This window comes from Mesorhizobium sp. M4A.F.Ca.ET.050.02.1.1 (assembly GCF_003997725.1).
Classification (GTDB): domain Bacteria; phylum Pseudomonadota; class Alphaproteobacteria; order Rhizobiales; family Rhizobiaceae; genus Mesorhizobium.
In genome coordinates this window covers 1-1,318 of record NZ_RZSG01001168.1, presented here as the reverse complement: position 1 = coordinate 1,318, position 1,318 = coordinate 1, and the positions used below count along the sequence as shown (strand labels likewise).

At 61.8% G+C, this 1,318-nt stretch carries 1 pseudogene; it reads right to left on the bottom strand.

Annotation, left to right across the window (positions count from 1 at the left end):
* Positions 1–1,318, bottom strand: a pseudogene (locus EOA33_RS36020) (sarcosine oxidase subunit alpha); the annotation flags it as partial.

Here is a 1,318-nt window from a genome sequence, read left to right as displayed (position 1 = left end):
CAACCTTGCCTGCACGCTCGACGGGTTGCAGACCCACAATGCGGCGGACATCACCCGCCAGTCCCTCACGTCGCGACATGACCGCGCCGATGGCGTCCTTCTTCTGCGACACCATCTTTCCCAACCCCAGCATCGCGGCCGTGCTTTGGCCATTCAGCTCGGAACCACCCACATGACCCTTTTCGACGCGCAGCACGGATAGTGCTTCAACGCCGTAAGGCGTCACTCCCAGGTCGGCTCCCATCTGCATCAGCCGTTCCATGAGGGCCTGGCCGTAGCGGGCGGGTACCGCGATTTCGTAGGCGAGTTCACCGGAGAAAGAGATCCGGAAGAGCCGCGCGCGCAACCCACCGCAAACGGTTAGTTCTGCGCAGGCCATGAAGGGAAAGGCGTCGTTCGACAGGTCCAACCCTTCCACGATACGACCGAGCAGGTCCCGCGATTTTGGTCCGGCGACTGCGATCTGTGCCCAGGCGTCCGTCGTGGAGATGATCTGCACGTCGAGTTCAGGCCACAGGCATTGCCGGGCAAACTCCATGTTGCGGTAGACCAGGCCGGCGTTGGCGGTCGTCGTTGTGACGACATAGCGATCCTCGGCCAGCCGGGCGCAGGTGCCGTCGTCATAGGCAAAGCCGTCTTCGCGCAGCATTAGCCCGTAGCGGACTCGACCGACCTTCAGCGTATTCATCACATTGCTATAGAGCCGGTTCAGAAATTCGCCCGCGTCGGCGCCTTGCACGTCGACCTTGCCGAGGGTCGAGACGTCGCACAAGCCCACCGCGCTACGCACTGCCTTGGTCTCACGGTCAACGCTCTGGCGCCAATACGTTTCGCCCTGACGGGGGAAATATTCGGCTCGCATCCATTGGCCGGTCTCGACGAAAACGGCACCTTGCGCTTCAGCCCACCGATGTGTCGGCGTCAGGCGGCGAGGCTGAAAATGCGGCCCTATATCGCCGCCGCCCAAGGCCGAAATCGTCACCGGGGTGTAAGGCGGGCGGAAAATTGTCGTTCCAGTCTCCGGGATCGTCTTCCCGGTGAACTCCGCCATCACGGCTAGCCCGGTCACGTTTGCGGTTTTGCCTTGGTCTGTCGCCATGCCTAGCGTCGTGTAGCGTTTCAAATGCTCTACCGGTCGCATGTTCTCGGCATGGGCGATCTTGATGTCCTTCACCGTCACGTCGTTTTGGAAGTCGACCCAGGCGCGTTTCTTGCCCGGTACATGGAAAATAGATGCGACCCCGTAGCCCGACTCATCCGACTGCGGCAGAACTGGCAGCGCTGCCGCAATTGCGAGTTCGTTCAGCGCGCGCAGAGC